27 protein-coding genes are annotated in these 26,377 nt (G+C 69.5%); 13 read left to right on the forward strand and 14 right to left on the reverse strand.

Annotation, left to right across the window (positions count from 1 at the left end; genetic code table 11):
- Positions 1-32: 32 nt before the first annotated feature.
- From N5K27_RS21880 to N5K27_RS21895, 4 genes are read right to left on the reverse strand one after another with little or no spacing between them, the layout of a single operon-like run.
- Entirely contained in the window at positions 33-1,136 is a 1,104-nt protein-coding gene (locus N5K27_RS21880) for a cupin domain-containing protein (protein ID WP_165963134.1), read from the reverse strand.
- A gap of 40 nt (positions 1,137-1,176) precedes the next feature.
- On the reverse strand, positions 1,177-1,908 hold the full coding sequence (locus N5K27_RS21885) for a hypothetical protein (RefSeq protein WP_279818777.1): 732 nt from the start codon (positions 1,906-1,908) through the stop codon (positions 1,177-1,179).
- Between the two features lie 56 nt (positions 1,909-1,964).
- On the reverse strand, positions 1,965-2,915 hold the full coding sequence (locus N5K27_RS21890) for a LysR family transcriptional regulator (RefSeq protein WP_132979685.1): 951 nt from the start codon (positions 2,913-2,915) through the stop codon (positions 1,965-1,967).
- A 40-nt stretch (positions 2,916-2,955) separates the two neighbouring features.
- On the reverse strand, positions 2,956-3,864 hold the full coding sequence (locus N5K27_RS21895) for a LysR family transcriptional regulator (protein ID WP_279818780.1): 909 nt from the start codon (positions 3,862-3,864) through the stop codon (positions 2,956-2,958).
- A gap of 97 nt (positions 3,865-3,961) precedes the next feature.
- Here N5K27_RS21895 and N5K27_RS21900 point away from each other — a divergent pair, with 97 nt between their 5' ends.
- Both N5K27_RS21900 and N5K27_RS21905 read left to right on the forward strand, forming a co-directional pair.
- Positions 3,962-5,176, forward strand: coding sequence for an MFS transporter (locus N5K27_RS21900; protein ID WP_279818784.1), 1,215 nt, complete (start codon positions 3,962-3,964; stop codon positions 5,174-5,176).
- Positions 5,173-5,919, forward strand: coding sequence for an SDR family oxidoreductase (locus N5K27_RS21905; protein ID WP_279818785.1), 747 nt, complete (start codon positions 5,173-5,175; stop codon positions 5,917-5,919). The genes N5K27_RS21900 and N5K27_RS21905 overlap by 4 nt, the downstream gene beginning before the upstream one ends.
- Here N5K27_RS21905 and N5K27_RS21910 read toward each other — a convergent pair.
- A complete protein-coding gene (locus N5K27_RS21910; protein ID WP_279818787.1) occupies positions 5,877-6,866 on the reverse strand; it encodes an alpha/beta fold hydrolase in 990 nt (329 codons plus the stop codon). The genes N5K27_RS21905 and N5K27_RS21910 overlap by 43 nt on opposite strands.
- A gap of 77 nt (positions 6,867-6,943) precedes the next feature.
- The gene (locus N5K27_RS21915; RefSeq protein ID WP_279818791.1) at positions 6,944-8,212 is read right to left on the reverse strand and encodes an amidase; all 1,269 of its coding nucleotides are present in this window, start codon (positions 8,210-8,212) and stop codon (positions 6,944-6,946) included.
- A gap of 63 nt (positions 8,213-8,275) precedes the next feature.
- On the opposite strand from N5K27_RS21915, the gene N5K27_RS21920 reads away from it, so the two are divergent.
- On the forward strand, positions 8,276-9,190 hold the full coding sequence (locus N5K27_RS21920; protein WP_176400732.1) for a LysR family transcriptional regulator: 915 nt from the start codon (positions 8,276-8,278) through the stop codon (positions 9,188-9,190).
- A 12-nt stretch (positions 9,191-9,202) separates the two neighbouring features.
- Here N5K27_RS21920 and N5K27_RS21925 read toward each other — a convergent pair whose 3' ends face one another.
- Complete coding sequence (locus N5K27_RS21925) at positions 9,203-10,186, reverse strand: tripartite tricarboxylate transporter substrate binding protein (protein WP_279818794.1); 984 nt, start codon at positions 10,184-10,186, stop codon at positions 9,203-9,205.
- A 126-nt stretch (positions 10,187-10,312) separates the two neighbouring features.
- Positions 10,313-11,236, reverse strand: coding sequence for a LysR family transcriptional regulator (locus tag N5K27_RS21930; RefSeq protein WP_279818797.1), 924 nt, complete (start codon positions 11,234-11,236; stop codon positions 10,313-10,315).
- A gap of 131 nt (positions 11,237-11,367) precedes the next feature.
- Between N5K27_RS21930 and N5K27_RS21935 the strand changes: the two genes are divergently transcribed.
- The 9 genes from N5K27_RS21935 to N5K27_RS21975 all read left to right on the forward strand — a co-directional run bounded on the left by N5K27_RS21935 (position 11,368) and on the right by N5K27_RS21975 (position 19,611).
- Positions 11,368-11,973, forward strand: coding sequence for an NAD(P)H-dependent oxidoreductase (locus N5K27_RS21935; protein ID WP_087838943.1), 606 nt, complete (start codon positions 11,368-11,370; stop codon positions 11,971-11,973).
- Positions 11,974-11,992: 19 nt separating this feature from the next.
- Positions 11,993-13,162 carry an ABC transporter substrate-binding protein gene (locus N5K27_RS21940; protein ID WP_087838944.1) on the forward strand — a complete coding sequence of 390 codons (1,170 nt, stop codon included), beginning with the start codon at positions 11,993-11,995 and terminating at the stop codon, positions 13,160-13,162.
- Positions 13,163-13,180: 18 nt separating this feature from the next.
- On the forward strand, positions 13,181-14,065 hold the full coding sequence (locus N5K27_RS21945; RefSeq protein WP_279818803.1) for a branched-chain amino acid ABC transporter permease: 885 nt from the start codon (positions 13,181-13,183) through the stop codon (positions 14,063-14,065).
- Positions 14,062-15,057 carry a branched-chain amino acid ABC transporter permease gene (locus tag N5K27_RS21950; RefSeq protein ID WP_279818806.1) on the forward strand — a complete coding sequence of 332 codons (996 nt, stop codon included), beginning with the start codon at positions 14,062-14,064 and terminating at the stop codon, positions 15,055-15,057. The genes N5K27_RS21945 and N5K27_RS21950 overlap by 4 nt, the downstream gene beginning before the upstream one ends.
- The gene (locus N5K27_RS21955) at positions 15,054-15,836 is read left to right on the forward strand and encodes an ABC transporter ATP-binding protein (protein WP_279818809.1); all 783 of its coding nucleotides are present in this window, start codon (positions 15,054-15,056) and stop codon (positions 15,834-15,836) included. The genes N5K27_RS21950 and N5K27_RS21955 overlap by 4 nt, the downstream gene beginning before the upstream one ends.
- Positions 15,829-16,554: an ABC transporter ATP-binding protein gene (locus N5K27_RS21960; protein ID WP_087838948.1), complete on the forward strand. Its 726-nt coding sequence runs from the start codon at positions 15,829-15,831 to the stop codon at positions 16,552-16,554. The genes N5K27_RS21955 and N5K27_RS21960 overlap by 8 nt, the downstream gene beginning before the upstream one ends.
- A 37-nt stretch (positions 16,555-16,591) precedes the next feature.
- The gene (locus N5K27_RS21965; protein ID WP_279818812.1) at positions 16,592-17,119 is read left to right on the forward strand and encodes a VOC family protein; all 528 of its coding nucleotides are present in this window, start codon (positions 16,592-16,594) and stop codon (positions 17,117-17,119) included.
- Between the two features lie 22 nt (positions 17,120-17,141).
- Positions 17,142-18,320 (forward strand): alpha/beta hydrolase, encoded by a 1,179-nt coding sequence (locus N5K27_RS21970; RefSeq protein WP_279818815.1) that lies wholly within the window; start codon positions 17,142-17,144, stop codon positions 18,318-18,320.
- A 163-nt stretch (positions 18,321-18,483) separates the two neighbouring features.
- Positions 18,484-19,611 (forward strand): porin, encoded by a 1,128-nt coding sequence (locus N5K27_RS21975; RefSeq protein ID WP_279818819.1) that lies wholly within the window; start codon positions 18,484-18,486, stop codon positions 19,609-19,611.
- A 43-nt stretch (positions 19,612-19,654) separates the two neighbouring features.
- On the opposite strand, the gene N5K27_RS21980 is transcribed toward N5K27_RS21975, so the two are convergent.
- Positions 19,655-20,638: a tripartite tricarboxylate transporter substrate binding protein gene (locus N5K27_RS21980; RefSeq protein ID WP_279818820.1), complete on the reverse strand. Its 984-nt coding sequence runs from the start codon at positions 20,636-20,638 to the stop codon at positions 19,655-19,657.
- Between the two features lie 30 nt (positions 20,639-20,668).
- Positions 20,669-21,427, reverse strand: a complete 759-nt coding sequence (locus tag N5K27_RS21985) for an alpha/beta hydrolase (RefSeq protein WP_279818823.1) — start codon at positions 21,425-21,427, stop codon at positions 20,669-20,671.
- Positions 21,428-21,502: 75 nt separating this feature from the next.
- On the opposite strand from N5K27_RS21985, the gene N5K27_RS21990 reads away from it, so the two are divergent.
- Positions 21,503-22,414, forward strand: coding sequence for a LysR family transcriptional regulator (locus tag N5K27_RS21990; protein WP_279818826.1), 912 nt, complete (start codon positions 21,503-21,505; stop codon positions 22,412-22,414).
- A gap of 6 nt (positions 22,415-22,420) precedes the next feature.
- On the opposite strand, the gene N5K27_RS21995 is transcribed toward N5K27_RS21990, so the two are convergent.
- From N5K27_RS21995 to N5K27_RS22010, 4 genes are all read right to left on the reverse strand, one after another.
- Positions 22,421-23,464 (reverse strand): LacI family DNA-binding transcriptional regulator, encoded by a 1,044-nt coding sequence (locus tag N5K27_RS21995; protein ID WP_279818829.1) that lies wholly within the window; start codon positions 23,462-23,464, stop codon positions 22,421-22,423.
- Between the two features lie 82 nt (positions 23,465-23,546).
- Positions 23,547-24,560 carry a tripartite tricarboxylate transporter substrate binding protein gene (locus tag N5K27_RS22000; protein WP_279818832.1) on the reverse strand — a complete coding sequence of 338 codons (1,014 nt, stop codon included), beginning with the start codon at positions 24,558-24,560 and terminating at the stop codon, positions 23,547-23,549.
- Positions 24,561-24,600: 40 nt separating this feature from the next.
- Positions 24,601-25,104 carry a 3-isopropylmalate dehydratase small subunit gene (locus tag N5K27_RS22005; RefSeq protein ID WP_176400733.1) on the reverse strand — a complete coding sequence of 168 codons (504 nt, stop codon included), beginning with the start codon at positions 25,102-25,104 and terminating at the stop codon, positions 24,601-24,603.
- Complete coding sequence (locus N5K27_RS22010; protein ID WP_279818837.1) at positions 25,101-26,360, reverse strand: 3-isopropylmalate dehydratase large subunit; 1,260 nt, start codon at positions 26,358-26,360, stop codon at positions 25,101-25,103. Before N5K27_RS22010 ends, N5K27_RS22005 begins: the two co-directional genes overlap by 4 nt.
- Positions 26,361-26,377 lie beyond the last annotated feature (17 nt).

Consider the following 26,377-nt stretch of genomic DNA (forward strand, 5'->3'; position numbering starts at 1 on the left):
CGGCCTCTCTGCGGAGGCTGGCGGATCATGGTTCAGGCGCGTTCGGCGTCGAACGTGATGTTGACCTTGCGGAAGGCCTCGACCACCTCGGGGCCGAAGCGCCGGCTCACCTCTTTCCCCACCTCGGGGGAATAGACGACGGTATCGCTCATCCGCTCCTGCCCCTGGATGATGACGAACAGCCGCGCGGTCTCCTTGCCCGTGTTGCGAAAGGACCGCATCGCGCCGGTGGGCACGCCGACCAGGTCGAAAGCGCGCACCGGCAGGCGATACTCGTCCTCGAAGCCCCAGGTGATGTCCCATTCGCCGTCCAGCACGAAGAACGATTCCTGCGTGTCGAAATGCGCATGCGGCAACGGCCCGTCGTCCGGTACGCATTCGGCGATCGCCACGTACAGGCCGGGGCCGCCCTTGAGCGGCGCATCCTGCGAGCGGCCGACGTGTCCCTCCGGCACCAGCAGCGGGAACACCGAACTGGCGGTCAGCCATTCGGTGGCCTCGGCGGGGATGGCGCTGCGCGCGTTCAGGGCGCGCTTGTACGGCACCAGCGTGGCGAAGCGCGTCACGCGCTGCGCCATCATGTCCGGATCGACCTCTCGTCCCCGCCCCGGCTCGACGCGCGCATTCAGCGCGGCCAGTTCCCGCGCATCGACCGCCGTGGGCAACGGCCCGGGGAATACCGCGGGATAGGCGCAATCGGGTTCGCCGTTGAGCAGCAGCAGCGCTTTGGCGCCGTCCGCGCCATGGCAGGAAACCTCGTGCAGCACGTCGGCGGGTATCGACAGCATGTCGAAGCGTCCCAGGCGGATCTCGTGCGTCAGGTCGGGTCCGAAGCGCACGCGCAGCGTGCCCGCCAGGCACAGGATGTTCTCCATGGCGTCGGGGTTGCGATAGGGCAGCGAGCCGCGGCCCGCCTCCCACGCCGCATAGCCTGTGCAGGCTCGGGCGGGGCTGGGCACGCGGGGCTCGGCGAAGCGGCCGTGCGTGTTGCGGGCCCCCATCAAGGCCACCAGTTGCCCGCCCCACAGCGCCCGCACGGCGTCGGCACGCGCGCCTTCGCGCTCCGCGCCGGCATAGTCGTCGAACCGCGCCGTGCGGGCGCCCATGGCTTCGTACGAGACATCCAGGGTTTTCATCCAGGCTCCATCGAAAGGGAATAGGGCCGGCCACGGCCGGCTAACAGGCGGCGCGCAGCCGCGAGACGAGAAAGGCGGCGGCATCGTCCAGCCTCTCTCCGGAAAGTTCCAGGTGGGGGCCCGGGTAGGCCACCAGCCGCTTGTCCTGGCTGCCCAGCGCGTCGAACAATTCGGCCACGCCCGCGCGGTCGAAGACCTCGTCGTCCCACTGCTGGGTGAACCAGACCGGGATGCGCAGTCGCCGCGCGGCGGGTGCCAGGTGCTCGCTGGCGGGATACGAAGCGCCCCACAACCCCAGCACGGCAGCGCGCACCCGTCCGTCCGCGGCCAGGTAGGGCAATCCGTAGGCCGTGCCCATGGAAACGCCGATGTAGCCCACGGGCCGGCCCGCCAGCGCCGGCCACGCCAGCAGGGCATCCAGGAAGGCGCGCCAGTCGGCCGTCATGCCGTCGCGCGCGAAACCCTCGCGCCACGCGGCGCGGAAATCGGCCTTCGCCTTGCCCGGATCGCGCGAGCCGTCGGCGCGGCGCTCGCCATGCACCGGGCCGTCGATGGCGGCGACCGCATAGCCCTCGGGCAACAGGCGGTCGCGAATGGCGAGCACGGCCGCCGATTCCTTATGGCCACTGCCGCCATGACAGGCCAGGACCAGCCCGGCACAGGAGGTCTCGGGCAGCCAGGCGATGCCCGGCACGGCGCGGCCCTGGACGGCAAGCCGCAGCCGCTCTTCCCGCCACGGACGGTCCACAGGAGAAATCAGGTGATCTTGCATGCCGGCGATTACAGCAAGCCGGCCCCGCGCGGCACAATCGCGCGCCGCCGATACCGCTATTGAGGACCGTCGATCGCCGCGTCCTGCCGCAGCTGCGCGGCCACGTCGCGCATCACGCCTCGCAGCCAGATATGCGCGGGCTCGCGGTGCACGCGCTCGTGCCACAGCATGCTCAGGTCGGCGCGATCGGTGTCGAAGGGCAGGGGCAGTATCTGCAGCGGCAGGGTGCGCGCCGCGTCGCAGGCGATGCGCTGGGGCACGATGGCCAGCATGTCGGTCACCGCCACGACATCGGCCGACAGCAGCACGTTGGGCACCCGCAGTCCCACGTCGCGGGCCAGGCCGCGCCGCTCCAGGATGTCGTCCACCATGACCTCGATGGTCGGATAGGGCACCGGCCCCGTCCCCCACACCACGTGCGGATAGGCCAGGAACTGCTCGAGCGTGAGCGAGCCCCGGATGCCGGCGTGGCCGGCCGCGGCGATGCAGACGATGCTCTGCGGATACAGTACGGTCTGGTGCAGGTCCTGCGGCACCTGGCGGACATAGCCGATGACGAGATCGCCTTCGGCGTCGCGCAGGTACTCGTGGGTACGGCGGATGTCCACCGGCCGCGAGGTGAAGCGCAGCCGCGGCGCCTCGCGCCGGGCGCGGGCCATCAGGCCCGGCAGGAACTGGCGCGCCACGCCCTCGGACGCCAGGATGCGGAAATGCCCCTCGGCCACCGCGGGCACGAACTCGTCGGTGCCGCGCGTGGCCGCATCGATCAGCTCCAGCGCCTCGTGCACCTTGCGCGCGAGCTCCATGCCTCGCGCGGTGGGCTCCATGCCCGACGAGGTCTTGACCAGCAGCGGGTCGTGGAAGATCTCGCGCAGCCGGGCCAGCGCGCTCGACATGGCCGACTGGCCGATGCCCACCCGCTCGGCCGCGCGCGTCACGTGCCGCTCGCGCATCAGGGCGTCGAGATAGGTCAGCAGCTGGAGGTTGATTCGCTTGTGGTCGGACATGCGGCTGGGGTGTTCCGGATCCGGGAACCGGCGATGCCTGTCATTGTAGCCATCGGGCCTCCTTGCGGCCGCGCAATCCCAGGACCGCTTCGCTGACCAAGCCCAGGGCGCGGTTGAGCGGCTTGTCGCGCCGCATCACCCAGGCCAGCGTGCGTTCCAGGCCGGGCGCGAGGCGGATCACGTCCAGTCCGCCGCGTCGGCCGGGCGGCGCCACCGCAAGCCCGGGCAGGATGGACCATCCCAGGCCGGCGGCGACCATTTCCTTGATCGCCTCGACGCTGCCCAGTTCCATGACCGGCTTCACGCGGCAGCCCGCGCGCGCGAACCACTCATCGATCAGCCGCCGGGTGTTGGCGCCCGTCTCGAACAGCACCAGCGGCCGACGCGCCAGCGCCTGGGGCGAGATTCGCCGTACCGGCGCCTCGCCCTTCGGGGCGATGGCAACGAAGGCGTCCTGGACGACCGGCGTGATGTCCAGGCTGCGTCCGGTGGCGGGCAAGGTCACCAGCGCGGCATCCAGCGCATTGTCCTCCACCCGCCTCAGGATCTCGGGCGTGTTCCCGGTACTGACCACGATATCGATGGCCGGCATCCTGCGCTTGAGCTGGCGCAGCACTGGCGGAAGCAGATGGATGCACGCCGTGGCGCCGGTACCCACGCGCACCAGCCCGCCCGGCGTGCTGGCATGGCGCTGCATGGCCGCCTCGGCATCGTCCAGCGCCAGCTTGATGCGCGCCGCATGCTCCAGCAGCAGTGCGCCGGCCTGCGTCGGCGCCACCCGGCGTCCCACCCGCTCGACCAGTCGCAATTGCAGGCGTCGTTCCAGTTCGCGGATCTGGTGGCTGACGGCGGGTTGGGTCATGCCCGCCCGTTCGGCGGCGGCGGTGAAGCTGCCCAGTTCCATCGCGCTGCTGAAAGTCAGCAGATAGGCGGGATTCAGCGATTTCATAAAAATCGTTTATGCATTGCATAAAGGGATGTCGATTCATTTATGTAACGCCTGACGCTAGAGTTCGGCAACGACCTGCCTCATTTCCTCCGCCACGATGTCCGATCCCGCCGCCAGGCCCCTTCGCCCGTCCGCCACCGGCGGCATCACGGCCACCCTGGTCGTGTGCCTGGGATGCGCACAGATCGTTTCCTGGGGAACCATGCATTACCTGGTGTCCGTGTTCGGGCCGGCGATACAGGCGGAACTGGGCTGGAGCGCCGGTTTCGTCCACGGCGGCTTCTCGTGCGCGCTGGCCGTCATGGGCCTGTCCTCGGTCTGGGTAGGCCGCAGGATCGACAGACATGGCGGCCGCGCCCCGATGATGGCCGGCTGCGCGCTAGGCGCCGCCGGCTGCGTCACGCTGGCCGCCGCCCACCATGGCGCCGTCTACTACATGGGCTGGGTGCTGCTGGGGCTCGGCATGCGGCTCGCCCTGTACGACGCCGCCTTTGCCGCGCTCGCCCACCTGGGCGGCCCGGCGTCGCGCCAGGCCATGTCCCAGGTCACGCTGTTCGGCGGACTGTCTTCCACCATCTTCTGGCCATTGGGCCAGTGGCTGGGACAGGAATGGGGCTGGCGCAGCGCGCTGGCCGTCTACGCCTTGCTGCTGCTGGCCTCGTCGCTGTTGTACCTGGCCCTGCCGCGCGGCCACGGGCCGGATACCGCCGGCACCGCACCGGGCCGGGACGCACCGGATCGGCCGGCGGTCCGCGCGGACGTGCTGTTGTACGGCTGCATCGCCACCCTGGCCCTGTTCATCCAGACCGGCATGTCGGCGCACCTGCCCGGCATCCTGCGCGGGCTGGGCTGGACGCCCGGCATGGCGGTCTCGCTGTCCGCGCTGTTCGGCATCGGCCAGGTCGCGGGCCGGGTGGGCATCGCCGCGACGGGACGCCGCGCCCGGACGCTGACGGTCAACCTGCTGCCATGCCTGTTGTTGTGCCTGTGCTTCGCCGCCGCCCTGGCGGCGGGCGCGACGCTGCCGGGCGCACTGGCCTTCACGCTGCTGTATGGCGCCGGCAACGGCATGGCCACCATCATGCGCGGCGCCATTCCGCTCGCCCTGTTCGACGCGCGCAATTATGGACGTATCGTGGGGGGCGTGCTGCGCCCCGCGTTCATGCTGAGCGCCGCCGCGCCGGTATGCTTCGCCCTCGTCATCGGGCATGTCGGCCACGCCGGGCTGCTGGCCGCGGCGCTGGCCATGGCCGCGGCGCAGCTCGCGGCAGCCCTCCTCCTTCGTCACCGCCACCAGGATTCCCCATCATGACTCATCCCGGCACCCTCATCGTCACCGGCGGCAGCCGAGGCATCGGCGCGGCCATCGTGCGGCTCGCCGCGGCCTCGGGCTACGACGTCTGCTTGACCTACCGCGAACAGGCCGACGCGGCCCGCGCTCTGGTCCAGGACATCCGGGCCATGGGGCGGCAGGCGTGCTGCGTCCAGGCCGATGTCGGGGACGAGGCGGCGCCCGGACTGGCCTTCGACGCGGCGGCCGCGCTGCCCCATCCGGTGACCGCTCTCGTGAACAACGCCGGCACGACCGGCCCCATCGGAGCGTTTTCCGCCGTCGAGACGTCGGTGTTGCGGCGCGTACTCGACGTCAACGTCCTTGGCACCATGCTGTTCAGCCGACAGGCCGTGCGGTACTGGGCGGGCAGGAGCATGGGCGGAAGCATCGTCAACATTTCCTCCGTCGCGGCCACGCTGGGCGCGCCTCACGAATACGTCCACTATGCCGCGTCGAAGGCGGCGGTGGAGGGCTTCACGGCCGGGCTCGCGCGCGAGACGGCAGGCCTGGGCATACGGGTCAACGCCGTGTCCCCGGGTACCACGCTGACGGACATCCATGCGGCCGCGGGCGAACCGGACCGGCCTTCGCGCATCGCCGCCCGGGTGCCCATGGGAAGGGTGGCGCGGCCGGAGGAAATCGCCGAGGCGGTCGTCTGGCTGCTGTCTGAAAAGGCCGGCTACGTCTCCGGCGAGATCCTCAAGGTGGCCGGCGGCCTGTAGACACCGACGGGCAGAGGCCGTGCTGCGTGATCGCCGCCGGCGCGCAGCCACTCCAGGGCCAGCGGCCACAACAGGTCCTGGTAGTCGCTGTGGAAGAACGCGAAATGCCCGATCGCCTTGCTGCCCACGTCCTCGGGCGCGATGCGCAGGTGCGTGCGTTCGCTGCGCGTGAAGTAATCCAGGGTGCGCTCGATGGCCGCCACCGTGCCGAAGGGATCGTCGGTCAGGCTGATCGCCAGGATGCCGGCCCGCGCGGAGGCGGCAGGCAGCGCGGCGCCGCCGAAGGCCCGGCGGGCGCTGGGCCGGTCTTCGTAGCGTGGCGTAGGCGTGCTCCAGTCCAGCGCGACACCTGTGGGCGTATCTTCCAGCCAGCCCAGCCTGCGGCCGGGGAAATAGCCACATGCCCGGGCCAGCAGCGGCATGGCCAGATGCCACTTGGCCACCATGCGCCAGCGTACCGAGGCATCATAGTCCCGCCAGTACGCGAACTGGGCGCCCACGGTAACCATCCTGCCGATCCGCGAACAGGACGCGGCCAGCGCGGGAGCCCAGCCGCCGAAGCTGTGCCCCACGAGATGGATATCGCGGCCCGGCCACATGGCCGCGGCATAGCCCAGCACGGCCTCGCAGTCCTTCGCGCCCCAGTCGGTCCAGCTTGCCTGGAAACCGCGCAGGCGGTCCGGACGCGACTCGCCTATGCCGCGGTAGTCATAGGCGACGACGTCCATGCCGTTGTCATGCAGGTACTGGGCGAAGCGGAAGTAATAGCGGCACTTGACCGAGGTGGCCGCGTTGATGATCACCACCGGCCTCGTCACCGCGCCCACGTCGATCCCGCGCCAGACAAAGCCGCCCAACGGATAGCCGTCGGCGGCATGAATGACGACGGGCAGCGCGGCGGCGGGCCGGTCGAAGCCGGCGGGCGGGGGCTTGGGCAGGGCGCTCATGGTGGCTTTGAATCGAACAACGCCCTACGATACCCCGCTCGCCCGGACCGCACCAGCCCGCAAGGCGTGCGGTCCGCTCAATCCGCGGCGGCGCATCCTTCGGCGAACGCCGCCGCGGCCAGCAGCTCGAGATCGCGGCCAGGCGCGCCTATCAGTTGCGCCCCCAGCGGCAGACCCGCCGGCCCACGCCCCATCGGTAGGGACAAGGCGGGCAGGTGAAGGAAGGTCCACAGCCCGCCGTAGCGCGGCGAGCCGGTCTCCGTGCCGACCTCGGCTTCGCCGTCGGCCGCCGGATACAGCAGGACGTCGGCGTCGTCGAACAGGCTGGCGGCCTCCTGCTGCGCGGCGCGCATCGACTCCCGCAGTCCGGCATACCCGGCCATGGACAGGTCCGCCTCGGCCTCGACCCGCTGTTGCAGGCGCGGGCTGAGCCGATCGTGGTGCCACCGGCGTTCGTGCGCCAGCGAATGCCGCAACTCGAACGCCGACAACCGTGCCTGGAGCGCGACGGCGGCTTCCAGTCCCGGCGGCAGATGCACGGTCCGCAGCCGGGCGCCCCCACGCTCGAGCCGACGGGCGAAAGCCAGCAGCGCCTCGACGGTTTCGGGCCGGGCGGCCGCCCACAGGCTCGATGCGCATATTGCGACCCGGGGCAGCCCGGGCTCGCGCGCAGGCGCGGGGCCGAATACGGCATGTCGCGCATCGGCCACCGTCCTCGCCAACACGCCTATCGTGTCCAGGCTGGGGCTCGCGTGCTTGAGGCCGGACGTGTTGATCAAGCCGTAGGACGGCTTGTAGCCGACGACGCCGCAGTAGGCCGCGGGGCGGATGATCGACGCGCTGGTCTGGGTCCCGAATGCCAGCGGCACCATGCCGTCTGCCACGGCGGCGGCCGAACCGCTGGACGAGCCGCCCGGGGTGCGCGACGGATCCAGCGGATGGCGCGTGGCGCACGGTGTCAGCGTGGCGAACTCGCAGGTCTCGGTCTTGCCGAGCAGGATGCCGCCCGCCTGGCGGGCCGCCGCGATGCAGGCGGCATCGGCCGCCGGACGATGGCCGGCATAGATGGGCGAACCGTAGGCGGTTGGTAGATCGGCGGAATCCAGGATATCTTTGGCGGCGAACGGCAAGCCGCGCAGGGGCCCGGCCGCGGCGCCACGATCGGCCTGCCGGGCGTGGGCGATCGCCCGCTCCCGGTCGATGTGCGCGAACGCGCGCACCGTGGCCTCCCGCTCGTCGATGCGGTCCAGGCAGGCCCGCACCAGGGCCTCGCTGGTGAGACTGCCTTCCTCGATTGCCCGCAGGGCGGACAGCGCGCTAAGAAAATTGGGGGCTGGGGTCTTCATGCCGGGTCAACCATGTCAATAGAACGAACGGCCTTCGGGGCCGCTCCATACATCGGGAAAAAAGTGCCACTGCTTTCCATGCGCCTGCTCCACACGTTCTCGGTCGTCGCGGAAGAGCTGCATTTCGGCCGGGCCGCCGAGCGGCTCCACATGACCCAGCCGCCGCTCAGCCAGCAGATCCGCCAGTTGGAGCAGCTGATCGGAGCCGAGCTTTTCCATCGCACGACGCGCTCGGTCAGCCTGACGCCCGCCGGCCGCATCCTGCATGACCGCGCGAAAAAGATCCTGCAGGACGCCGAAGCGGCGGCGGACGCGGCCCGGCGCGCCGCCAGCGGATCGGCCGGCAGCGTCGCCGTCGGCTTCACCGCCAGCTCCATCTACCGCACGCTGCCGCGCCTGGTCTCGGCCTTCCGCCGCCAGTACCCCGAGGTCGAATTGCGGCTGGAGGAAATGCGGCCCGAGCCCATGCTCGATGCGCTGCACGCCGACAAGCTGGACGTCGCGCTGCTGCGGCCGCCGGAAAAGTCCCTCGCCGACCCGCGCCTGGCGCACAGCGTCATCGCGCGGGAGCGGCTGGTGCTGGCACTGCCCGCCGATCATGCCCTGGCGCATCTCGAACAAGTGCCGGTCAGCAACCTGGACGGGCTGCACCTGATTGGATTTTCTCCCGATCAGGCACCGTACTCGTATGAACTGTGCCAACGGCTCTTCCATGCGGCGCAAGTCGTGCCGCACGTGGTCCAGGCGAGCATCCTGCCGACCATGCTGGCGCTGGTCGAGGCGGGCATGGGCGCGGCGCTGGTGCCGGCCTCGGCCCAGGCTACCTGGAGCGGCGCCTTGCACTACCGGCCACTGGCGGACACGCAGGAAAACATCACCACGCTGTACGCGGTCCGCAGGCAGGACATGCGCAACCCGGCGGCCGAGAAATTCGTCGACCTGGCCGCAATGCAGGGCGGCGTGCCGCGCGAACCGTAGCACGCGTCCGGCCTATTGGGCCGTGATCTTGGCGGCGCGGATCACCTTCTCCCACTTGGTGTTCTCGTTGGCGATGAATTTGCCGAACGCCTCCGGCGAATCGCCCACCACGCGCGCGCCCATGTCCTCGAGCTTGCGCCGGATATCGGGTTGCCCCAGCACCTGGCGCACGGCACCGTTCAACTTTTCGACCACCGGCTGCGGCGTGCCTGCCGGCGCGACCAGCCCGTACCAGTTGGTGAACTCATAGCCCGGCACGCCGGCTTCGGCCACGGTGGGCACGTCCGGCAGCAGCGGCGAGCGTTCGCTGCCCAGTATCGCCAGCGCGCGCAGCCGTCCGTCCCGCACGTAGGGCAGCGCCTGGAGCAGGCTGTCGAACGACGCCGACACCTGCCCGCCTATCAGGTCCGACAGGCTCTGCCCGCTACCCTTGTAGGGCACGTGCGTCAGCTTGGTACCAGCCAGGCTGTCGAACAACTCGCCGGCCAGGTGCGGTCCGCCGCCTATGCCCGACGACGAATAGGTCAGATGGCCGGGGCGCGCCTTGGCCAGGTCGATGAATTCGCGCAGAGTCTTGGCCGGCACCGACGGATGCACCAACAGCGCGAACTGCACTTCCACCACCTTGCTGACCGGCTTCAGGTCGCGCTGGACGTCGACGCGCATCGAATACAGGTACGGATTGACCGCCAGGTTGCCCATCGTCGCCATCAGGGTGGTGTAGCCATCGGGCGCGGCCTTCGCCACGTTCTCGGTGCCGATCACGCCGCCTGCGCCGGCCCGGTTCTCGACCACGACCGATTGGCCCAGCAATTCGGCCATGCGGGGAGCCACCAGCCGGGCGACGATGTCCGTTCCGCCCGCCGGGGCGAATGCGACGACCATGCGGACCGGCTTGTCGGGATAGGTCTGCGCGCTGGCCGGACCGGCCGCGGCGGCCGCGGCCATGGCCCACGCGGCGTGGCGGAAGGGGGAAGAAGAAAGGGTCTTGCGCATGGCGTGCTGTCCTGGACGGAATGATGAGACCGGGAAACAGCCGTTCCCGGAGCGACGCCGCACTCTAGCCCTGGCCGGCGGCACCGTCCAATTCGAAAACACGCATCGATTGAGTCGCCCCGGCACTCAATCGGCGCGGCGCGCCACGGTCAGCCCGGAGGTCTTGTCGTAGACGATCTGCCGCAGCCAGCGGTACGCCGGTTCGGCATGCAGGCGCTCGTGCCAGTACTGGTGTATCTGGAAATTGGCCAGTTCCAGCGGCGGCGTGAAGATCCTCACGTCCAGCAGCCGCGAGAACAGCGTGCCCAGGTCCTCGGGCACGGTCGCGATCAGGTCGGCCTGCGCCACGAGGAAGGGCAGGGCCGAGAAGCGCGGCACGTGCAGGATGACGTCGCGCGTCAGGCCCCGCTCGGCCAGGGCCTGTTCCATGGCGTAGTACTGCGAGCCGCTGTTCACGTACATGGCATGGCGGCAACGCAGGAATTGCTCCAGCGACAGCGAGTCCCGGATCTCGGGATGATGGCCGGCGACCATGCAGACGTAGCGCGTGGTGCGCAGGTTCTGCTGGCGCGCCCAGTTGGGCATGCCCAGGAAGTAGCCGATGGCCAGGTCGATGTTGCCGCTGTCCAGGGCGTCGACCACCTCGTCGGGACGCAGGTCCACGATGGTCAGGCGCGCGTGGGGCGCGTGCTTGCGCAGATGCGCGAGCACCTGGGGCATCGCGACGATCATGCCGACGTCGTTGATGTAGACGCGGAAATTGATGGTGGTGCTGGCGGGCGTGAATTCCGACGAAAGGTCCACCCCCTTGAGCACTTCCAGCACCTGCGCGATCTTGGGCGCGATGCCGTCCGAGAACGGCGTGGGCCGCCTGCCGCGCGAGGTGCGCACGAACAGCGGATTGTCGAAATGGGCGCGCAGGCGCTTGAGCGCGGCGCTGACCGCCGGCTGGGTGAGATTGAGTTCGTCGGCCGCGGCCGACAGGCGCTGGTGCCGGTAGATAGCGTCGAAGCACAGCAGCAGATTCAGGTCGAAGCGCAGCAGGTCCATGCCAGAGTGATATCAACGCCGTTGATATTGAAGATAAACCATTTTGCTAGGAATTGATATCGCTCGGTCATAGACTGGCTTCGCCATCACGAAAAACAGGCGCCCACGAAGGCGCCACGGGAGACAGACGCTTGGACGCTCATACGACGCCTGGCGCGCATCAGGCCGGCCGCCTCCAGATACTGGGGATATGCGGCAGCCTGCGGCGCCGTTCCTACAACCGCATGGCGCTGCTCGCCGCGCACGACCTGATGCCGGTCGAGTTGTCGCTGGAACTGGCCGAACTCGACGGCATTCCCATCTACAACGGCGACATGGAGGCCGAAGGCATTCCCGGGCCGGTGCGGCAACTGGCCGATCGCCTGCGCGCCGCGGACGGACTGCTCATCGCCAGTCCCGAATACAACTTCTCGGTCAGCGGCGCGCTCAAGAACGCCATCGACTGGCTCTCGCGGCTGGATCCCCAGCCCTTCCGCCACAAGCCGGTGGCCCTGCTGTCCGCCACCCAGGGGCCGGTGGGAGGGGCGCGCAACCAGTACGACCTGCGCAAGATCCTCGGCTGCCTGGAGGCGCAGGTGCTGCTGCGGCCCGAGGTATTCATCGGTTCCTGCCACACCAAGTTCGACGCCAAGGGCCGGCTGGCCGACGAAGCCACGCGCAAGGTGCTGGGCGACCAGATGACGGCCTTCGCCCATTGGGTCCGGCGCCTGCGCGCGCTGGACCAGGCGCGCGCCTAGAACAACAGGAGGAGACACCATGAAAATCGCATCCCCCCGGTCCGGCCGCATGGCCGGATTCGCCCTGTGCGCGGCCCTGGCCGCCGCCGCCCTGGCCATGGCCCCCGCCATGGCCCAGCCCATCAAGATAGGCATCATCACCGACAAGGTCGGTCCCGCCAAGCCCTATGCCGAACCGGTAACGGCCGGCGCCGTCTTCGCCGCCAAGGAGCTCAACGCCAAGGGCGGCATACTGGGCCGCCAGGTCGAGCTGCTGATCGAGGACGACCAGGCCCGACCCGACATCTCGGCCACGGCCGCGCGCAAGCTGGTGGAGGCCGGCGCCACCTTCATCCTGTCGCTGTCGCTGACACCGTCGACCCAGCAGGTGCAGACCGTCACGCTGGAAACCAAGACGCCGCAGCTCACGCCGTCCAACAGCGGCGACACCCTGACCACGCAGATCGACAATCCCTATTTCTGGCAGACCGGCCCCCTGGGCTCGACCCAGATCGCCACCCTGCTGGCCTACGCCGCCAACCGCAACTTCAAGCGCGTGGCGCTGGTGGGGGAAAACTCCGACCTGGGCCAGCTGACCAACCGCTCGTTCAAGGCCGGACTGGAGAAATCCGGCGCGCAGATCGTGGCCGAGGAAGTGGTCCCGCGCGGCTCGACCACCGCCGACCCGCAGATGCAGAAGGTGCGCGCGGCCAAGCCGGACGCCATCTTCCTGACCGGCGTCACCACGCCCGAGAACGTGCTCATCCTGCGTTCATACCGCCAGCTCGGCCTGAAGATGCCGGTGCTGGGCAATTTCAACCTGTCGGTACCGCAGACCGCGGTGGTGGCCAAGGGACTGCTGGACGGCGTGGTGTTCGTCGACGCCTTCGACCCGGCCAAGCCGGAAGCGCGCCGCTTCATCGAGGCCTACAAGAAAGAGAACGGCGTCGAACCCTACAACCTGAATGGCTACGGCTACGACGGGCTGATGCTGGTGGCCGACGCCATCAAGCGCGCCGGCGGCACCGACAAGGAAAAGGTGCGCGCGGCCATGCAGGCCACGCAGGGCTACGTGGGCGTGCTCGGCGCGGTGGGGTCTTCCTATGGGTTCTCCGGGGGCAAGCGCACGGGCTTCGACCGCAACGGCATGGTGGTGCGGGTGTACGAGGGCGACAAGCAGGGCAAGGTCGTCTTCTCGGGCGCGCAGTGACGCGGGTGCAGGGGCCTCATGACCGATCTACTCGAACTTCTCGTCAGCGCCACCGCCAGCGGCTGTATCTACGGACTGGTGGCGCTGGCCTACCTGCTGATCACGCGCCCGACCGGCATCATCAACTTCGGCGTGGGTGAATGGGCCATGGTGGCGGCCTTCGGCGCCTATGTGGCGCTGTCCCGCGTGGAGCTGCCCTATGCCGTGTCGATTGCGCTGGTGGCCGCGCTGATGGTGGCCGTGGGCTGGCTGACCGAACGGCTGGCCGTGCGGCCGCTGGTGGTCAGGGGCGCGCCGCCGCTGGCGCCCGTGCTCGCGCTGCTGGGCATGCTGGTGGTGTTCCGCGAACTGGTATCGCTGGGCTTCGGCCCCGATCCGCAACCCGTGCCGCCGGCCTTCGGCTTCGGCCGGCTGGAACTCGGGTTGCTTGCCGGCTCGTACCAGAGCTTCTTCATCATCGCGGTGGCCCTGGCGGTGTTCGCGGGCGCCTGGTACTTCTTCGAACGTACCCTGACCGGCCGGTCGTTCGAGGCGGTCGCGCTGGACCGCCGCGCCGCCGCGCTGATGGGCATCAACCTGTCTCGCGTGACGGCCCTGTCCTTCTCGGCCGGGGCGGTGGTGGCCGGACTGGCCGGCATGCTGGTGGCGCCCAACGTCTCGGCCCACTACCTGATGGGCATGCCGCTGGCCATACAGGGCTTCACCGCGCTGGTCATAGGCGGGGCGACACGGGTCGAGGGCGCCCTGCTGGGCGGCCTGATCCTGGCCTTCGCCGAGCAGTTCACGGTGCGCTACGCGCCGGTGCCGCCGGGCCTTGCCATGGGCGTGCCGCTGGTACTGCTGATCGCCTTCCTGCTGGTGCGCCCGGCGGGCCTGCTGCGTCCCCGGGAGGCCCGCGCATGAAGTCCTTTCTTTCCTACGCCGTGGCGGCCGTGGTGCTGTCGGCCATCGCCTTCGCGCTGGGGGCCTACCAGACCGACATCTACCGCAAGATGCTGCTGTGGATCGCGCTGGCCATCAGCTACAACTTCCTGTTCGGCATCTCGGGCCAGATCGCCTTCTCCCATTTCAGCTTCTATGGCATCGGCGCCTACACCATCGTCATCCTCGTCACGCAGGCGGGCCTGCCCCTGCCGCTGGCGGTGCTGGCCACGGTGGCGGTCTGCGTGGCGCTGGCGCTGGTGGTGGCCATACCCGCCACCCGCCTCGAAGGCTTCTACCTGGCCCTGGCCACGCTAGCCTTCGCCCAGCTCTTCATCGTCGTGCTGAACGAGGGCGGCGCGATCACCGGCGGCACCGGCGGGCTCGCCAGCTACCGGCTGCCGGACATCTTCGGCGTGCATGTCACGGGCCCCTGGTACACGGTGGTGATCGTGGTGCTGATGCTGGCGACCATGGCCATCATCGGCCGGCTGGACCGTTCATGGTTCGGCCGCGCCTGCCGCGCGGTGCGCGACAACCCCGAAGCCGCCGCGGCCATGGGCGTGGACGTGCGGCGCACCAAGGTCATCGCCTATGCCGTCACCAGCGCGCTGGCGGGCGTGGCCGGCATGGTCTACGCCTTCGTCGACAACACCGTGAACCCGCACATCTTCGGTCTGGAGAACGCCTTCCTGCTGCTGTTCATGGTGATCGTCGGCGGCAGCGGCCGCATGGCGGGCGCCATCCTGGGCGCGGTGCTGCTCTACCTGATGCCGCTGGTGCTCTCGCCCATCATCGGGCACCACCATGCCCTGGTGTTCGGCGTGTTCATGGTACTGGCGGTGCTGTTCCAGCCGCGTGGCCTGATCGGGCTGTGGGACCGGCTGCAAGCCCGTCGCCACCCGTCTCCCTCGGCCCTGCCTCGCGTGCCGGCGGTCGAGCCCAAGGCGGTGAAACGGGAGGGCCTGGCATGAATTCCCCCCTGTTGCAGGCACGCGGCCTGTGCAAGCGTTTCGGCGGCCTGCACGCCGTTTCGGACCTGGACCTGGACGTGCGCGCGGGTGAAGTGGTGGGCGTGATCGGCCCCAACGGCGCCGGCAAGACCACCACCTTCAACATGATCGCCGGCGCTTTCGCGCCCACCAGCGGGACGCTGGCCTTCGACGGCCGGTCCCTGGCGGGCGTGCCCACGCACGGCTTCGCGCCACGCGGCATCGTGCGCACCTTCCAGCACAACAAGTCTTTCGACAGCCTGTCGGTGCGCGAGAACGTCATGGTCGGCATGCACACGCGCATGCCGGCGTCGCTGTGGCGCGTGCTGGCCGGAACCCCCGACTCCTATCGCGCCGAGCGCGAGGCACGGCGGCGGGCGGACGAACTGGTGGACTTCGTCGGCCTGGGCGAGTTCGCGCAGGCCGAGGTCTCGACGCTGTCGTTCGGCCAGGGGCGCCTGCTGGAAATCGCCCGCGGACTGGCGGCCGGCCCGCGCCTGATGCTGTTCGACGAACCGGCCGCCGGATTGGCACCGGGCGAATGCGCGCGACTGGAGGAGATCATCCTGGGCATCGCCCGCCAGGGCATCGCGGTCCTGCTGATCGAGCACGACATGCGCTTCCTGATGGCCCTGGCCGACCGGGTGGCGGTCCTGAACTTCGGCCGCAAGATCGCCGACGGCACGCCCGACGCGGTGCGCGCCGACCCGGCGGTGATCGAGGCCTACCTCGGCAACGTGGAGAACCTGGCCCATGCTTGAACTACGCAATGTCAGCGGCGGCTATGGCCACGCACCCGTGGTGCGCAATGTCGACCTGCGGGTCGAACGGGGCGAGACCGTCGCGCTGCTGGGGCCCAACGGCGCGGGCAAGACCACGCTCCTGGCGGCGCTGTCGGGCATCCTCGTGCAGCGCTCGGGCACGGTGAAGCTGGCCGGCGCCGACATAGGCGGACTGCCCAGCCACCGCATCGTCGAATGCGGGCTGGTCCAGGTTCCCGAGGGCCGGCATGTGTTCGCGCCGCTGTCGGTGGAAGACAACCTGCGCCTGGGCTCGGTCACGCTGGTCCGGCGCGACCGTTCGCGTGCCGAGGAACGCTTCGATTTCGTCTACCGGCTGTTTCCCCGGCTGGCCGAGCGGCGCCGGCAGCTTGCCGGCACCCTGTCGGGCGGCGAGCAGCAGATGGTGGCGATCGGCCGGGCGCTGATGTCCGCGCCGCGCGTGCTGCTGCTGGACGAACCCTTCCTGGGCCTGGCGCCGCGCGTGGTGGACGAGATCCTGGCGGTGCTGGACCGGCTGCGGGCCGATGGCCTGACCATGCTGCTGGTCGAGCAGAAGCTGGACATCGCGCTGCCCTTCACGCGCCGCGCCTATGTCCTGATGAAGGGCGGTATCGCGCTCGCCGCCGACAGCGCCGAGCTGGCCCGCCGCGACGACCTCGCCCAACTCTATTTCGATCTGGCGCGGCAGGCGGCATGAGCCCGACGCGACCCCACGTTTCATCCGGAGCAACACCATGACATCTTTCGTACCCATCCGCGGCCTGCACCACTTCGCCTACCGATGCCGCGACGCCGAGGAAACCCGCCGTTTCTACGAGGACATCCTGGGCCTGCCGCTCACGCACCTGGTCCGAGCCGAGACCATCCCCAGCACCGGCGAACACTGCCCCTACGTCCATCTGTTCTTCGAGATGACCGACGGCAGCAACGTCGCCTTCTTCGACTTGGGCGACAACCAGGCGGCCGACCCCTCGCCCAACACGCCGCGCTGGGCCAACCACCTGGCGCTGCGCGTGGACTCGGTACAGGCGGTGGAAGAAGCGCGTGCCCGCCTGCTGGCCGCCGGCGTGGAAGTCCTGGGTCCCGTCGATCACGAGGGCTTCGTGCAATCCATCTACTTCTTCGATCCCAACGGCGTGCGGCTGGAGCTGACCACCACCGTGGCCAGCGACGAGGAAATGGCCGGCTACCGGGCCACGGCGCGCGCCCAGTGCGATGCCTGGACCCGCGAGAAGGCCGCTCGCCTGGCCGCCGCGCGCTGACCACAGGGAGATCTCGCACAGCATGAGCAAGGACAGCCCCCTCCACGACACCCAGGCCGAATGGGTGCACGTCGAATTCCCCGAACAGGCCGCCTTCAAGTCGGTATACGGTTTCGCAGGCTCGCTCGGCACCATCCACCTCGAAGGCGTCCGCTACGTCCCCAAGGGCGTGAAATCGCGGACCCTGCTGGTCTTCATGCATCCGGCCACCACGCTGCAGCTGCTGCCCATGCCGCGCGCCCTGGCCGCCCGCGGCCTGCACGTGCTGTGCGCCGGCAGCCGGTATGCGCGCAACGACAGCGCCCTCATCATGGAGAACGTGGCGGTGGACCTGGGCGCCTACATCCGCCATGCCCGCGAAACATGGGGCTACGAGAAGATCGTGCTGATGGGCTGGTCGGGCGGCGGCTCGCTGTCGCTGTTCTACCAGTCGCAGGCCGAACGGCCCACCATCACCCACACGCCGGCGGGCGATCCCTGCGCCATCACCACCGCCGGATTGATACCGGCCGACGCGATGATCTTCCAGGCGGCGCACGTCTCGCGCGCCGTCACCTTCGCCGACTGGATCGACCCCAGCGTCGTCGACGAGAACGATCCCGATCGCCGGGACCCGGAGCTCGACCTCTACCACCCCGATCGCAAGCCGCCCTATTCGGCCGAATTCCTCGCGCGCTTCCGCGCCGCGCAGCTGGCCCGCATCCGCCGCCGCACGGCATGGGTGAAGGAAACGCTGGAGACCTTGAAGAAGCGCGGCGGCAAGGAAATGGAGCGCGGTTTCGTCACCCACAGGACGATGGCCGAACCCCGATTCCTGGATGGCGCCATCGACCCCAACGACCGCCCCATCGGCACCTGCTTCATGGGCGTGCCCGAGACCGCCAACAACGGCCCCATCGGGCTGGCGCGATTTTCCACGCTGCGCTCGTGGCTGTCGCAATGGTCGCCGGACGACACCAACGCGCACGGCGAGAAATGCGCCGCCGGCATCCACGTGCCGCTGCTGGCGATCGAGCATTCGGCCGACGACGCCGTGCCGCAGCCTCACACCCGCCGCATCTTCGACGCGGCGGCAAGCGCCGACAAGAGCATGGCCGTGATCCGGGGTGCCAACCACTATTTCGTCGGCCAACCCGAACATCTGCAACAGGCGGGGGACCTATGCATGGACTGGCTTAGGCAGCGCGGACTGCTTGACTGACCGGCGCGCCCTCCGCCGGTCGCAGGCCCGGGGCACGGGCCTGTCCTGACCGTCCGGCGCGCCACCACACCTGACGACGGGTTTCGCATCCGGACGCCCCCGCGCGCCTGGAGGACCCTGCTTTGCCCATCGCCAGGCCATCACCAACAAGAGGGGAGACACCATGAAGACACGCATCGCGGCCTCCGCCGCGGCAGGCTGCGGACTGCTGGCAGCGGCCCTGGCCGGCACCGCCCAGGCCCAGACCAGCGTCACGCTGTACGGCATCATTTCCGAGGGCCTGTCCTACACCAATAACATCGGCGGCAAGAGCCTGACCGAACTCAAGGCCAACGTCATGCAGGTCTCGCGCTGGGGGCTGCGCGGCACCGAGGACCTGGGCGGCGGCACGCGCGCGCTGTTCAACCTGGAAAGCGGCTTCTCGCCCGACACCGGCACCTGGACCCAGGGCCGCCTGTTCGGCCGCACCGCGATCGTCGGCCTGGCCAACGACACCTGGGGCCAGGTCACCATCGGCCGGCAGATGGACGCCATGTCGCAGACCCTGGTGGGCTACGAATCGGCCATCCAGTTCGCGTCGATCGGCACCCACATCGGCGACAACGACAACCTGTTCCCGGTGGCCCGCATCAGCAACTCCGTGCAGTACATGAACAAATTCGGCGGCCTGCAGTTCATCGGCGTCTACGGCGCCGCCGAGAAGCCGGGCGACTCCACCGACAACCGCAGCATCAGCGCCGGGCTGGGCTACACCCAGGGCCCCTGGTCGGTGGGCGTGGCCTATCACGACATGCGCCGGCCCAACAGCGCCACCAACCCCAACGGCGCGATCTACGGCGACTGGGGCATCACCTCGCCCTTCGTCACCAGCCCCGGCGGCGCGGGCGTGAACCGCCAGTCCATGTACGGCGCGGGCGGATCCTACTCCATCACGCCGGCGCTGAAGGTCTCGGCCCTGTACACGCACAGCAAGTTCGACTACTTCGACAACAGCGACCTGAAGCTGTCGAACTACGAGGGCACGATCACCTACTTCATCAATCCCAGCACCCTGGTGGGCGCCGGCTATATCTTCACCGACGGCAAGTACAGCAGCAACGGCAACAAGCCCAAGTGGCACCAGCTGAACCTGGGCGTGGACTACTTCCTGTCCAAGCGCACCGACGTCTTCCTGGTGGGCATCTACCAGAAGGCCGCCGGCGACGCCCGCTACGCGCAGATCTTCAGCAACCTGCCGTCGGACTCGAAGACGCAGATGTCCGTCATCGCCGGCATACGGCACAAGTTCTGACGCGGCTCCCGCGCCGGTGCGGCACGCCGGCGCGGGTCCCGTCTCAGTTGGGCGGGATATTGGCCATGCGCACCCAGTCGCGCCAGCGCACGATGTCCGCCGCGATGAAGGCGCCCATGTCGCGGGCAGGCAGGAAGCCCGCCTGCATGCCCTTGGCCTCCAGCGACTGCCTGACCTCGGGGTCCGCCATGGCCTTGCCCATCAGCGCACTCACGGTTTCCACGATGGCGGGCGGCGTCCCGGCCGGGGCGGTCAGCCCCAGCCAGCCCTGCATTTCGTAGCCGGGAATGGCCTCGGCAATGGCGGGCACGTCGGGCAGTTGCGGCAGCCGGCGCGGGGTCGTGACCCCGATTGGTTTGAGCCGGTCGTTCTGCAGAGCAGGGGCGGCCGACAGCGCATCCAGGAACGCGAAATCGAATTGCTTGCCGATCAGGTCGGTGATGATCTGCGTCACGTTCTTGTAGGCGGCGCCTTCATACACCACGCCCGCGGCGGCCTTCAGCATTTCCGCCGGCACCTGCGACGACGAGCTGTAGTAGCCGAAGCTCATGCGCCCGGGGTGCGACTTCGCCTGGGCGATGAGATCCTGCACCGTCCGGAACGGGCTTTCCTTGGGCACCATCAACACCGAGCCGAAGGTGCCGAACCGGCCCACCGGCACGAAATCCTTGACCGGGTCGTAGCGCAGGTCCTTGTACAGGCTCAGGTTGGCGGCATGGGTCGAGTTGGTGGACAACAGGAACGTGTAGCCGTCGGGCTTGGCCTCCTTGGCGGCCATGGTGCCGATCACGCCGCCGGCTCCCGGGCGGTCGTCGACCACGACGGTCGCCTTGGGATGGACCTTGGCGATATAGCCCGCAAACACGCGCGCGGAAAAGTCGGCCGCGCCGCCCGCCGCCGACGGTACGATGATGGTGACCGGCCGGCTTGGCCAGTCGGATGCCTGGGCGTGCGCGATGCCGGTCCAGGCTGCCGCGCACGCCAGCAGACCCGCAGGCGCCAGGCGCCGAATGCTTCCGATGTTCATGCTTGTCTCCTCGTTCTTTGTCGTTTCCCGTCAGGGTTGGGTTGCGCGAAGGTGCCGCGCCAGAAACGTGTCCAGCGCCTCGTTGTAGGCGCCGGCGCAGTCCACCATGGGGGTATGGCCGCCCGGCAGCAGGACCAGTTCGGCGCCCGGAATCAGCTCCGCCAGCCGCTGCGCGTCGGCCACGCCGCGACGCCGGTCCAGTTCCCCGTGCGCGACCAGCACCGGGCAGCGGAGCGCGCCCAGGCCGTGGCTCAGGTCTATCCGGCGCAGTCCCTCGACGGCTTCGAGCAGCGCTTCGGCCGGCAGCTCGCCCAGGTAGCGTTCGAGCTCCCGCATCAAGGCGGCCGGAGGCTCGTGCGCGAAGCAGGCTTGCAGGAAGGCGCGCCGCGTCTGCGGGGTCCATTGGTGGCGTATCCGTTCGGGCAGCGAGTTGTCGCCGTGGTCCCGCGTGTGCGGACCCGTGTTGGAGATGACCAGCGCCTGTACGGCGGACGGACGGGCCAGGGCCGCCAGCAGCGCGATCACGCCGCCCAGCGAATGTCCCAGCAAGACCGTCGGCGCGGTACGCTGCGAGAGCGCGCCGGCCAGCCGCCGCGCGACCGCCGGCGGCGTGAACGGTCCCACCCCCCGCATCCAGTCCACTTCATGCAGCGCGCGGCCGGGGGCCGCGACCTGGCCGTAGATCCTTGGACTGCATCCGCCCCCGGCCAGGGCAAGGACGATCGGGCCGGGGTGCTGGACGACGTGCGGCGCAATAAGCGGTTCGTCGGGTCGATCTGCATGATTCATCCGGCGATCATAGGCTCGTCCGCGTCATCCAAAAATTGAATAATATTGATCAGACAATAACCATATGGAATCGACATGCTGGCAGAGATCCCCATCGCCCAGTTGCGCGTTTTCCTGCACGTGCTGGATGCGAAGAGTTATCGCGTCGCCGCCGACAAGGTCCTGCGCAGCCAGCCTGCCGTCTCCAAGATCATCCAGCTGCTGGAGGAAAAACTGGGCGCGCCGCTGTTCGAGGCCGACCGCCGCACAACACTCACGCCCTTCGGCAAGGTGTGCGAGCCCCTGGCCAGGGAACTGGTCAAGCACCACGACCGCATCGTCGAGACGCTGCTGTCGCAGTCGCGCCAGCACGCGGGCACGCTCACGCTGGCCTCCATCGGCAGCTTCGCCACCAACTGGGTGCCGGCGCTGATCAAGGGCTTCATCGGTCGGCATCCCGGCGCGGCGGTCCGGCTGATCGACGACAATTCCGAGAACATCCACCGCATGGTGCTGTCGGGGGAAGTCGACTTCGGCCTGTCCAGCGAGATCTCGATCACCCCCGGCCTGGAATTCATCCCGCTCATGAGCGATGCCTTCGGGCTGGTCTGCCACGCCAGCCATCCGTTGGCCCGGCGCAGCCGGCTGGACTGGTCCGTGCTGGCCGACCTGCCCTTGATCGGCACCACCGCCCACCGCGAGCTGAACGGCACTCCCGAGGCGAAGTGGCTGGACAGCTGCTGGTTCCACGTCTCCAACATGATGACGCTGTCGGCCATGCTGTCCAGCCAGGTGGGCGTCACCATCCTGCCCCGGCTGGCGGTGCCGGCCTTCGCGAAGGACCTGTGCTTCGTGCCGCTGGTCCGCCCCGGCCGCCATCGGCGGATCGGCATCGTGAAGGTGAAGTCGCAATCCCTGCCGCCGCTGGCCCAGGCGATGGAGAAGGAACTGACGGCCTATGCCGCCCTGCACGGCAACGTCCGGCCGAAGGCGGCGCGCCGGCGCTAGGCGTCTTCATCTGCGCGGAACTGCGGAACCTCGCGCGATCAGTTCGGGCCGGATGCGAAGCTTGCGCGGCGCGGACGCGGGTTCTCCGGGCCGCGCCTGGGCTGCGATGCGCGCAAAAACCAGTTCGGCCGTGGATGCCGCCAGTGCCTCGATGGGCAGGCGCACCGCCGTGAGCGGCGGGGTCGTCAGTTCGTACCACTTGGGATCGCCATAGCCCACCACCGAGATGTCCGACGGGGTGGACAGGCCATGCTCGCGTATGACCGCCAGCGCGACGATGGTCAGCTCGGAACTGCCGATGACCACCGCCGTGGGCCGCTGCCGCGCGGCCAGCAGCCGGCGCATGGCATCGGCGCCGTACTCCTGGCGCGGTGGCACCTGCACGATGAGTTCCCGGTCCGCTTCCAGCCCCGCCTCGGCATGCGCCTTCACGAAGCCGCGCAGGCGGTCGCGCCCCGGCTTGATGCGCGCGTATCCGCCCACGTAGCCGATGCGCCGGTGGCCCAGCGCCAGCAGGTGGGCCGCCGCGTCATGCGCCGCCGCGGCATCGTCCATCGCCACCACGTCGGTGGCCAGCGCCGCGACGCTGCGTATCAGTTGCACCGTGGGCGTGCCGGCCAGCAGTTCGACCGTGCGGGGCAGGGGCGCCGGTGAAGGCGTGATGACGATCCCGGCGGCGCGGGCCTGGATCAGCGCCTGGACTTCGCCGCACTCGGCGTCGGGATCGTCCTCGGTGATCGCCAGCACCATCTGGAAGCCGGCGTCCCGGCAGCGTTCGGCCAGGCGCTTGGCGATGGCGCTGTAGAAATCGTTCTGGATGTCGGGGATGACCAGTCCCACCAGCGGGCTGGCGCCGCCCCGCAGGATGCGCCCGGAGGCGTTCAGCACGTAGCCCAGTTCCCGCGCCGCCTGCCGCACCCGCGCCTTGGTGTCGTCGCTGAGCTTGGGGTGATCGTTCAGCGCGCGCGAGACGGTGGTGTGCGAAATGCCCAGCGCGGCGGCGATGTCCTTGATGGTGACGGGACCGTGGGCGGGCTTGGAACTGGCCATGGGCTTCCTGGGGGCATCCGGTGTCCAGAGTGTACCCGTCCGCCTGTCCGCGCGTGGGCAGGCGGCCACCCCAGGCGCGCGGCTATTGCACGCTGATGCCGGCGTCCTTGACGATGCGCGCCCACTTGGCGAGATCCTCCTTGATCACGCCGGCGAAGGCCTGCGGCGTGTCGCCGATGGGTTCGCCGCCCAGCTCCTGGAAACGGCGCCGCACGTCGTCGGCCTGCAGGATGCGCGCCAGTTCGGCATGCAGCTTATCGATGACGGGCGCGGGCGTGCGGGCCGGCGCCAGGATGCCGTACCACGACGAGACATCGAAGCCCGGCACGCCGCCCTCGGCGACGGTGGGAATGTCGGGCGCCCCGGCCGCGCGCTTGCCCGAGGTCATCGCGATGGCCTTGAGCTTGCCGCTCTTGATGAAGGGGTCCGCGGTGGCCAGCGCCGTCACCAGCAGCGGCACCTGTCCGCCCACCACGTCCGTGACCGCCTGCCCGCCGCCCTTGTAGGCCACGTGCGACATGCGTATGCCCGTGCGCGACTTCAGCAGTTCGCCCGCCAGGTGGCCGGTGCTGCCCAATCCCGCGGACGAGAAATCCAGGTCGGCGTCGGCGCGCCTGCCCAGGGCCACGAGCTCGGGCAGCGTGGAGGCCTTCAGCTGCGGATTGGCGACGATGATCAGCGGCACCAGCACCACCCGCGACACTGGCGCGAGGTCGCGCTCGACGTTGAACGGCAGCTTCTCGTACAGGCTGGGATTGATCACCATGGTGCCGTCGGCGGCGAACAGCAGCGTGTAGCCGTCCGGCTCGGCCTTGGCGACGATGTCCGTGCCGATGTTGCCGTTGGCGCCGGGCCGGTTCTCGACCACGACCTGCTGGCCGAAGGCGGTGGAGAGTTTCTGGCCCACCAGCCGCGCGAACACGTCGCTGGTGCCGCCCACCGCGAACGGCACGATCAGGCGGATGGGCTTGTCGGGATAGCGGGCGGCGGGCTGGGCGGACGCCGGTCCGGGATTTGCCAGCAGCAGGGCGGAAAGCAGGCTGGCGGCAAGCGCGAGGCGCCGCCCGCGGCCGCATCGTCGGGTATCGGGGTCCATATGCAGGTCTCCTCTGGCGTCTGTGCGCCTCGATGGTGAGTCAGTCCGGACCGGTCTCGGCCAGTCGCCGCCTGACGTATTCCACCAGCCCGCCCTGCCGGATCATGTCGGCCAGGAAGGGCGGATGGACGGGAAACGGGTAGGCGCGCGCCCCCAGCCAGACCTGTCCGCCGTCCAGGTCCACCCGAATCGCGTCGCCTTCGCGGGCATCGCGGACCGCGTCCGGGCAGGCCACCAGCGGCAGCCCGTTGTTGAGCGCGTTGCGAAAAAAGATGCGGGCGAAGCTCTCGGCCACGATGCACGAGATGCCTGCCGCCTGCAGCGCCAGCACCGCATGCTCGCGCGAGGAACCACAGCCGAAGTTGCGGCCCGCGACCAGCACGTCGCCGGGCCGGACCCGTGCGGCGAATCCGGGGTCCAGCGGTTCCATGCAATGGCGGGCCAGCACTTCCGGACGATGCGAGGTCAGGTAGATGGCGGGAATGATCACGTCGGTGTCGATGTCGTCGCCGAAACGGCGCACCGTTGCGCTGGCTTGCGTCACAGCGCCTCCGGATGGATGAGTTCGCCCGCCACGGCGCTGGCCGCCGCGACGTGGGCGTTGGCCAGGTAGACCTGGGAACCCGGATCGCCCATGCGGCCGCGGTAGTTGCGGTTGGTAGTCGCCACGCAGACCTGGCCTTCGGCCAGCACGCCCGTGCTCAGCCCGGCGCAGGCGCCGCAGGTCGAGGGCGACACCAGCGCGCCGGCCTCGGCGAAGATATCGATCAACCCCTCGGCCAATGCCTGCCGGTAGATGTCCCGCGTGGCCGGCACGACCACGCAGCGCACGCCGCGCGCCACCTTGCGTCCGCGCAGGATGGCCGCGGCCTGGCGCAGGTCGGTCAGGGTACCGTTGGCGCAGTTGCCGATGTAGGCCTGGTCCACCCGCACGCCGCGCACCTCGGCCACGGGCGCCACGTTGCCTGGCGAGTAGGGCCTGGCGCACAGGACCGGCAGCGTCTCCAGCGCCACCTGCAGGCGGCCGGCATAGTCGGCGTCCGCGTCCCCGTGCTCGATCATGCCTGCGCCGCCGGTTGTGCGCCGTGCCCATGCCCGCGTCGTGTCGTCGGGCGGCACGATGCAGGTCTTGGCGCCGGCTTCCACCGCCATGTTGCACAAGGCCATGCGCTCGTCCATGGTCACTCCGCCCATGCCGGGGCCGCCGAACTCCATGCTTTGGTAAGCCGCCCCGTCCACGCCCAGGCGCTGGAGCAGGTGCAGGATCAGGTCCTTGCCGGTCACATAGGGCTGCCGCTCGCCGCGGAACTCGATGCGCAACGTGGCCGGAACGGTGAACCACAGCTCGCCCATCGCCAGCGCCGCCGCGATGTCGGTGGAACCCATGCCTATGCCGATCGCCCCGAAGGCGCCATAGGTGCAGGTATGGGAATCGCCGCCGACGATCAGGTCGCCGGGCCGCACCAGCCCCAGCTCGGGAAGCAGGGTGTGCTCGATCCCGCCCGTGCCGATGTCGTAGTGGTGCCGCACGCCGTGCTCGTCGGCGAAACGCTGGAGCGACCGCAGCGCGCGCGCCGAGGCCACGTCCTTGGGCGGCGCGAAATGATCGCCCACCAGCACCGCCAGGTCCGGTTCGCGCAGCCGCGCCACGCCCATCTGCGCCAGCCGCTCGAAGGCGATCGGCCCGCTGACGTCGTTCAACAGCGCGCGGTCGATCCGGGCCGTGACGATCTCGCCGGGGCGCACCCGGTCGCGCCCGGCGTGGCGGGCGAAGATCTTCTCGGTGGCGGTCATGCCCATGGGCGGCTCCCGGATGC

Origin of the sequence: Pigmentiphaga sp. GD03639 (assembly GCF_029845405.1) — a bacterium.
GTDB classification, from domain to species: Bacteria; Pseudomonadota; Gammaproteobacteria; order Burkholderiales; family Burkholderiaceae_B; genus Pigmentiphaga; species Pigmentiphaga daeguensis.